The organism is Embleya sp. NPDC059213 (assembly GCF_042754445.1).
In the GTDB taxonomy this organism is placed as follows: Bacteria; Actinomycetota; Actinomycetes; order Streptomycetales; family Streptomycetaceae; genus Embleya.
The window spans coordinates 1-7,711 of sequence record NZ_JBHZAV010000298.1; the positions used below are offsets into that span (position 1 = coordinate 1).

Sequence of the window (7,711 nt, forward strand, 5' to 3'; positions counted from 1 at the left end):
TGTCTTGTTTTTTTTTTTTTTTTTTCGTGTTGGGGGTGCCCGCCGGCACCATTGTGGGGGTGGGGTGGGGGGGGGGCGCGCCGCCCCCCCCCCCCCCCCCCCTACTCTGTTCCCCATGACAGCGACGACCGGCCCGCGACATCGGGCTCCCGACCGCCCACCACGGGTGCGCGGCCTGCCCGAGTTCGGCCGGTGCGCGGTCATGGGGGTGGTCAATGTGACCCCCGATTCGTTCTCCGACGGCGGCCTGTGGTTCGACTCGAAGGCCGCGATCACGCGTGGGCTCGCGCTGCTCGACCAAGGGGCCGACCTGATCGACGTGGGCGGCGAGTCGACCCGACCGGGGGCCGGTCGGGTCGACGTGGACGAGGAACTGCGCCGGGTCGTCCCGGTGGTGCGCGAACTGGCCGCGGCCGGCGCGGTGGTCAGCGTGGACACCACCCGGGTCGAGGTCGCGAGCGCCGCCGTCGAGGCCGGCGCCAGGCTGGTCAACGACGTCAGCGGCGGGCTCGCGGATCCGGCGATGGCCGCCTACGTGGCCGACAGCGGGGTGCCCGTGGTGGTCATGCACTGGCGTGGGCACTCGCGCGGCATGCAGGAGCACGCGGTCTACGCCGACGTGGTCGCCGAGGTGCGCACCGAGTTGGCCGAGCGGATGGAGAAGGTGATCGCGGCCGGCGTGCACCCCGACGCGATCGTGCTCGACCCGGGTCTGGGCTTCGCCAAGACGGCCGCGCACAACTGGCCGTTGCTCGCCCACCTGGACGCGCTGCACGAGCTCGGTCGTCCGCTGCTCGTGGCCGCGTCCCGCAAGACCTTCCTGGGGCGGCTGCTCGCCGCCGAGGACGGCACACTGCGTCCGCCTCGCGGCCGCGACGACGCGACGGCCGCGGTCTCCGCGCTGGCCGCCGCCGCGGGCGCGTGGGCCGTCCGTGTGCACGAGGTGCCCGCTTCGCTCGACGCGGTCAAGGTGGCGGCTGCCTGGCAGGAGGCCCGATGAACCCGATTGACGACCAGACGTCGCCCGAGGCGGACGCGGTACGCGAGGTCAACCTCGCGCTGTGGACGGCCGTCGAGGAGGGCGACATCGACGCCCTCGGCGCGATCTGGGCCGACGGCCCCGACGCGCCCAGCGTGACGTGCGTGCATCCGGGGTGGCCCGCGTTGCACGGACGCGCGGAGATTCTGCGCTCGTACGCGCTGATCATGGCGAACACCGCGTATGTGCAGTTCTTCCTGACCGACGTCGAGGTCAAGCTGGCCGGCGAGGTCGCGGTGTTGTCCTGCACGGCGAACATGCTGACCGGGATGGCCGAGGAGGACGGCGGCGACGAGGCCGGGTTCGCGGGCGGCCGGGCGGTGGTCACCAACGTCTTCCGGCGCACTCCCGCGGGCTGGCGGTTGTGGCTGCACCACGCGTCTCCGGTGATGGCGGAGGTCGACGCCGAAGAGGAGATCTGACCGATCCCGATCGCTTCGATGCGTCGTTCGGGTGTCTTCGGGGCACCCGGCCGAGCGAACCTGTCGGGTTCGCTGGGTACATTCGTACCGCACAGAGGTGGTCCGGCCGTCGGCGCGACCGCCCCTCGACGGGTCGACAACCGAACGGTCGGGGTGCGCAGTGATGGGATAGCGCCGAGGAGGCGACTGATGCTGGACCGCGTCTCGCTGCGGGGACTGAAGGCCCGCGGCAACCATGGAGTGTTCGCGAAGGAACGCGACGAGGGCCAGACCTTCGTTGTCGACGTCGTGCTCGGGGTGGACACCCGTCCGGCCGCGCAGTCCGACGACCTCACCCTCACGGTGCACTACGGCGAGGTCGCCGAGGACGTGGTCGGCGTCGTCCAGGGCGACCCGGTCGATCTGATCGAGACGCTCGCGCAGCGGATCGCCGACGTGTGCCTGGCCCGCCCGCTCGTGCAGGAGGTGGAAGTGATCGTGCACAAGCCCGACGCCCCGATCACCGTGCCGTTCGACGACGTGACGGTGACCATCGTGCGAGGGCGGGACCGATGACCGACACCGTCGAGGAGCCCACGCGCGAACCGGTCCCGGAGCAGCCCGCCGAGACCGCCGGCCGGCGGATGCCGTCGACCTGGAGCCGGGTCGTGCTCGCGCTCGGCAGCAACCTGGGCAACCGCCTGGAAACCATCCAGGGTGCCATCGACGAGATCGCCGACACCCCGGGAGTGAGCCTGCTGCGGGTGTCCCCGGTCTACGAGACCGACCCCGTGGGCGGGCCCGAGCAGGGCACCTACTTCAACGCGGTGGTCGAGGTGCGCACGCTGCTCACCCCGGATCTGATCCTGGAGCGCGGCAACTCGATCGAGGAGGCGTTCCAGCGGGTCCGGGTCGAGCGCTGGGGACCGCGCACGCTGGACGTGGACGTGATCTGGTTCGAGCACGTGGTGCGGGACGACCCGCGCCTGACCCTGCCGCATCCGCGCGCGCACGAGCGTTCGTTCGTGCTCGCGCCGTGGCACGACATCGACCCCGAGGCGGAGGTACCGGGCCACGGCCGGGTCGCCGACCTGCTCGCGCGGGTGGGCCTCGACGGGGTGCGTCGCCGTGACGACCTGGAGCTGACCGCAGACCGATGAAGCCCACGCGCCCGCTCGTCCTGCTCGCCCTCGCGCTGGGGGCGGGTGGCCTCGCGTATGCCGGAATCGACCTGTGGGACTCGCGCGGCACGCCGCCCGTGGTCCCGATTCTGGCCCCGATCGTGCTGCTGTGCCTGGCTGCGATCGCGTTGGCGACCGCGCTGTCGCTGCGTTCGCGGCTCAAGGCGCAGCGCGAGCGGCGGCCGAACGCCCGCCCGGTGGATCCGCTGGTCGCCGCGCGGGCGGTGGTCTTCGCCAAGGCCGGTTCGTTGGTCGGCGCGCTGGTGGTGGGCCTGTACGGCGGCTACGCGCTCTACCTGACCGGCTTCCTGGAGGTCACCGAGCGCTCGGCCCAGGCCCAGCGCTGTGCCTTCGCCGTGGGCGCGGGCCTGCTGCTGGTCGGCGGCTGCCTGTTCCTGGAGCGGATACTGCGCGTCCCCGAGGACCCCGAGGACAAGTAGCCCCGGGCCGGCCCGGGATTTCCCGTCAGCCCTCGATCGTGTCCAGCACGACCTCGGCCAACGGGATGTCCCGCTCCTCCGCACCGATCGAGCGCCGCAGGGCCTCGTGCAGCCGCGCCGGCGTGAGCACGCCCACGAACCGGTCCCCGTCCAGCACCGCGATCCACCCGGCGTCGTGCTGGAGCATCTCGCCGAACGCCTGCTTGAGCGAGGCGCGCACCGACACCCAGGCCTCCATCCGGCGGGCCCGATCGCGCACCGTACCGGCGGTCGCGCGGTCGTCCACCCACCCGTGCAGGTTGCCCGCGTCGTCCAGCACCACGGCCCAGCGCGAGTCGGCCGCGCGCAGCTTCGCGAGCGCCTCCGACATCGGGTCGTCCAGGTGCACGACCGGCGGCAGTTCGAGGTCCTCGGGGGTGATCTCGGTCACCGACAGCCGCTTGAGGCCGCGATCCGCCCCGACGAAGTCGGCGACGTAGTCGTTGGCGGGCGCGCCGAGCACGCTGGAGGGCGTGTCGAACTGCTCGATGTGGCCGCCCATCGAGAAGACCGCCATCCGGTCGCCGAGTCGCACCGCCTCCTCGATGTCGTGCGTGACGAACAGGACGGTCTTCTTCAACTCCGCCTGAAGTCGCAGGAATTCGCTCTGCAGACGCTCGCGCACCACCGGGTCCACCGCGCCGAACGGCTCGTCCATCAGCAACACCGGCGGGTCGGCGGCGAGGGCGCGGGCCACGCCGACCCGTTGGCGCTGGCCGCCGGAGAGCTGGTGCGGGTAGCGGTCGCCGAGCCTGGCCGGGTCCAGGCCGACCAGCTCCAGGAGTTCGACGCCGCGAGCCCGGGCCTTCTTGCGGTCCCAGCCCAGCAGACTCGGCACGGTGACGGTGTTCTCCAGCACGGTGCGGTGCGGGAACAGGCCGCCGGACTGGATCACATAGCCCATCCGCCGGCGCAGCTTGACCGGGTCGGCCCGGGTGATGTCCTCGTCGTCCAGGAAGATCCGCCCTGACGTGGGTTCGATCAGCCGGTTGACCATCTTCATCGTGGTGGTCTTGCCGCAGCCGGACGGGCCGACCAGGGTGACCAGTTCGCCCGCGGCGACCTCCAGGGACAGTTCCGCGACAGCCTCGGTGCCGTCGGGGTACCGCTTGGTGACGCGGTCGAGACGGATCATGGGGACCCTCCGGGGGCATGGCGGGCAATCGTGGCAGGTGTCCGGAGATCCGGGTGATTCCCGGCCCCCAAGGGTGGCAACGTACCCGGACGATCCCGTTCACACACCGGGTGTGTCGGCCGTCACGAGAATGCCCGTCCGACCGCTGGGGTACTGTCCGCCCGTGATTGTGGCCTCCGGTGACTGCCTGAAGCGCAACTCGTGGGTCTGCGGGAAGTACTTCGACGAGTACTCCGAGGAGATCACCACCGCGTTGCGCGAACACATCTATCTGACCGTCGTATCGGTGGCGATCGGTCTGCTCGTCGCGTTCCCGATGGCCCTCGCGGCCCGGCGTTGGCGACTGACCGGCAGCGTGCTGCTCGGCTCGACCACGATCCTGTACACGATTCCCTCGCTGGCGATGTTCGCGATTCTGCAGCCGTTCACGGGTCTGACCGAGACCACGGTGATCATCGGCCTGGTGTTGTACTCGCTGACCATCCTGGTGCGGAACATGCTCGCCGGTCTGCAGGCGGTGCCGCCGGATGTGGTGGAGGCGGCCAAGGGCATGGGCTACGGGCCCGGGCGGTTGCTGTTCCAGGTCGAACTGCCGCTCGCGCTGCCCGCGATCATGGCCGGCGTCCGGGTCGCCACGGTGTCCACCGTCGCGCTCACCACGGTCGGCGCGATCGTCGGCTCCGGCGGGCTGGGCAACCTGATCTACTCCGGCATCGACACGCTCTTCAAGGCGCAGGTGTTGACCGCGTCGGTGTTGTGCGTCGCGCTGGCCATCGTGGCCGACCTGTTGTTGCTCGGCGTACAGCGGCTGTCGACCCCGTGGGAGCGGGCCGGCGGGCGCAAGCGGCGACAGTCGGCGGTGCCCGCGCCGACGGCCGAGATCGACCTGAAGGCGGGGGCCTCGGCGTGAACGTGCTCGGCGACGCGTGGGACTGGTTGGCCGACGGCACGAACTGGAGCGGCGAGAGCGGGGTGTGGAATCGGCTCGGCGAACACGTCGTGCTGACCGTGGTGTGCGTGCTGGTCGCGGTGGTCATAGCGCTGCCGATCGCGCTGTGGCTGGGACATCTGGGCCGGGGCGGCACGCTCGCGATCAACATCTCCAACATCGGGCGGGCCATCCCGACGTTCGCGGTGCTGGTGCTGCTCGGGTTGAGTCCGATCGGCATGGGCGACACCGCGACGATCATCGCGCTCGTGTTGTTCGCCATCCCGCCGGTGCTCACCAACGCCTACGTCGGCATGCGGGGAGTGGACCGGGACGTGGTCGAGGCGTCGCGCGGCATGGGCATGACGGGCGGGCAGATGTTGTTCCGTGTCGAGCTGCCCCTGGCACTTCCGTTGATCATGACGGGAATTCGAACGTGTGCCGTTCAGGTTGTTGCGACCGCAACACTCGCGGCACTGGTCGCGGGGGGCGGTCTCGGGCGCATCGTCACGGCCGGTTTCGACCTGCAGGACAACGGTCAAGTGGTGGCGGGGGCAATCCTCGTGGCCGCGTTGGCTCTGGTGGTGGAGGGCCTGTTCGCGCTCGTGCAGCGGTTCACGGCCCGGACGCCGCGTGGCGGTGTGACCTCGTGAGAACGGAAAGGGCGGTGCATCGCATGCTTATACGGCGTGGCAAGACGGGCATGACGGTCGGCGTGGCGGCAGGGCTGTCCCTGGTGTTTCTGATGGGCGCGACGGGGTGTTCCTCCTCGGACGACGACAAGACGGTGGTCGGTTCGGCCGGTTTCACCGAATCCGAGATCCTGGCGCAGATGTACAAACAGTTGCTCGACAAGGGTGGGGTGAAGGCGAGCATCAAGACGGTCAAGAACCGTGAGCTCTACGAACCCGAGCTGGAGAAGGGCAAGATCGCGGTCGTGCCGGAATACGCGGCGACGATGGCGGAGTTCCTGAACCGGAAGAAGAACGGCCCGGATGCCGCACCGGTCGCCTCGCCGGATGTGGCGGCCACGGTCGCCGCGCTGAACACGCTCGCCGGCCCGGCCGGGCTCAAGTCCGGAACACCGTCGCAGGCCGTGGACCAGAACGCGTTCGCGGTGACCAAGGACTTCGCCGCGAAGAACAACCTGAAGACGCTCTCCGACCTGGGCCGCGCCGGCATCGAGGTGAAGATCGCGGCGGGCGAGGAGTGCAAGACGCGCCCGTTCTGCGCCCCGGGCCTGGAGAAGACGTACGGCATCAAGGTGAGTGGCGTGGACCCGCTCGGCGTGGGCACCACCGCCGCCAAGCAGGCGGTCAAGGACGGCAAGGACCAACTGGTCCTGACCACGTCCACCGATGCCACGCTCGACCAGTTCGGCCTGGTCGTCCTCACGGACGACAAGAAGCTGCAGAACGCCGACAACGTGATTCCGGTCGTCAATTCGGGCAAGGCGGACAAGATCCTGCCGCTGGTCGACAAGCTCGCCCCCGTGCTCACCACCGAGGACCTGACCGCGCTCAACAAGCAGGTCGACGAGGACCGCAAAAAGCCGGCCGACGTCGCCAAGGCCTACCTGAAGTCCAAGAACCTGATCTGACGCAATTTCCTCGATGACGGCAAATCCCCTGGCGCCGACCGGACTTACCCATGGTCCGGTCGGCGTCGCGGCATTCCGGAGGATTTCGGCCCGGCCCGGTGTTCGCGGTCGGCCCGGCCAAGTTCCCCCCACGGAAAGCAAAAAAGCCCGCGCCCACGGCAACCCCCGCACCAAGGCGAACGCCGTATCGCGCTAACGTCTGGTGCATGCCACGTGGACGCCATCGCTCGGTCTCGACCGCCACACGCATATCCCTGCTTGCCGCCATATGCGCGCCGGCGCTCGTCGCCGTCGTCCTGGCGGTCGTCGCGGGAGGTGCGACCACACTTCGACTCGCCGTGCTGCTGGGCGTGTTGTCCGCGGCCGGCGCGATCGCGTGGGTGGTCCGCGGGAGTACCGCACACCATCGGCGACTGGCCGAGGAGAGCATCGCCCGGCGCCGCGAGCGAGAGCGTTCGGCCGAAGAGCTGCGGGTGGCGATCGAACGGGCCGACGAGCACGAACTCGCCGTGTTGCAGGCCGGCGAACTGGCCGCCGACCACCTGGTGTCGCGTCCGCAACGGCTGACCCCGGACCTGTTCGCGCGCGGCGCGGCGGTGTTGGACCTGCTGGATCGGCGGGCCGGCGAGGCGCGTCCCACGGCCCCGTCCATCGTCCCGGCCGTGCGTCGGCCGCCCGTCTCCGCGCCGGACCTGGTCCCGGCCTACGCGGCCTCGGTGTTCGGCCCGGCGGCGCGCCCCGCCGCGCGGGTCGAGAGTGCGCCCGCCGCCGCGACGCGGCCCGCCGCCCCGGTCGCCCGGCCCGCCGAGCCCGGCCGCGGTGTCGCCCGCCCGGCCGGTGCCCCGGCCCCGGGGGGCCCCGCGGCCGCCCCCCCGGCCCCGGGCGGGCCGCCCCTCGCCGCCCACGTCGATCAGGTCGGCCCCTTGGTCGAGCAGCGCGAGCCCACGC

Annotated in this window: 9 protein-coding genes and 1 pseudogene; 9 read left to right on the forward strand and 1 reads right to left on the reverse strand. The window is 70.9% G+C overall.

From position 1 onward, the window contains the following. Positions 1 to 115: 115 nt before the first annotated feature. From folP to ACFXMF_RS45595, 5 genes are all read left to right on the forward strand, one after another. Positions 116 to 1,000, forward strand: coding sequence for a dihydropteroate synthase (gene folP / locus ACFXMF_RS45575; protein ID WP_360313024.1), 885 nt, complete (start codon positions 116 to 118; stop codon positions 998 to 1,000). Beyond that, positions 997 to 1,461, forward strand: a complete 465-nt coding sequence (locus ACFXMF_RS45580; RefSeq protein ID WP_360313026.1) for a nuclear transport factor 2 family protein — start codon at positions 997 to 999, stop codon at positions 1,459 to 1,461. The genes folP and ACFXMF_RS45580 overlap by 4 nt, the downstream gene beginning before the upstream one ends. A gap of 192 nt (positions 1,462 to 1,653) precedes the next feature. Further along, entirely contained in the window at positions 1,654 to 2,016 is a 363-nt protein-coding gene (folB, locus tag ACFXMF_RS45585) for a dihydroneopterin aldolase (RefSeq protein WP_360313210.1), read from the forward strand. Then, entirely contained in the window at positions 2,013 to 2,600 is a 588-nt protein-coding gene (gene folK / locus ACFXMF_RS45590; RefSeq protein WP_360313028.1) for a 2-amino-4-hydroxy-6-hydroxymethyldihydropteridine diphosphokinase, read from the forward strand. The genes folB and folK overlap by 4 nt, the downstream gene beginning before the upstream one ends. Next, on the forward strand, positions 2,597 to 3,061 hold the full coding sequence (locus ACFXMF_RS45595) for a DUF3180 domain-containing protein (RefSeq protein ID WP_360313030.1): 465 nt from the start codon (positions 2,597 to 2,599) through the stop codon (positions 3,059 to 3,061). The genes folK and ACFXMF_RS45595 overlap by 4 nt, the downstream gene beginning before the upstream one ends. Positions 3,062 to 3,086: 25 nt before the next feature. On the opposite strand, the gene ACFXMF_RS45600 is transcribed toward ACFXMF_RS45595, so the two are convergent. After that, the gene (locus ACFXMF_RS45600; protein WP_379988794.1) at positions 3,087 to 4,235 is read right to left on the reverse strand and encodes an ABC transporter ATP-binding protein; all 1,149 of its coding nucleotides are present in this window, start codon (positions 4,233 to 4,235) and stop codon (positions 3,087 to 3,089) included. Positions 4,236 to 4,404: 169 nt separating this feature from the next. Here ACFXMF_RS45600 and ACFXMF_RS45605 point away from each other — a divergent pair, with 169 nt between their 5' ends. The 4 genes and pseudogenes from ACFXMF_RS45605 to ACFXMF_RS45620 form a co-directional block, all read left to right on the forward strand. Further along, positions 4,405 to 5,145, forward strand: a complete 741-nt coding sequence (locus ACFXMF_RS45605) for an ABC transporter permease (protein ID WP_360313212.1) — start codon at positions 4,405 to 4,407, stop codon at positions 5,143 to 5,145. Next, positions 5,142 to 5,816, forward strand: a complete 675-nt coding sequence (locus tag ACFXMF_RS45610) for an ABC transporter permease (protein WP_360313034.1) — start codon at positions 5,142 to 5,144, stop codon at positions 5,814 to 5,816. Before ACFXMF_RS45605 ends, ACFXMF_RS45610 begins: the two co-directional genes overlap by 4 nt. Before the next feature lie 23 nt (positions 5,817 to 5,839). Then, a complete protein-coding gene (locus ACFXMF_RS45615; RefSeq protein ID WP_379988793.1) occupies positions 5,840 to 6,763 on the forward strand; it encodes an ABC transporter substrate-binding protein in 924 nt (307 codons plus the stop codon). A gap of 206 nt (positions 6,764 to 6,969) precedes the next feature. Further along, positions 6,970 to 7,711, forward strand: a pseudogene (locus ACFXMF_RS45620) (hypothetical protein); the annotation flags it as partial.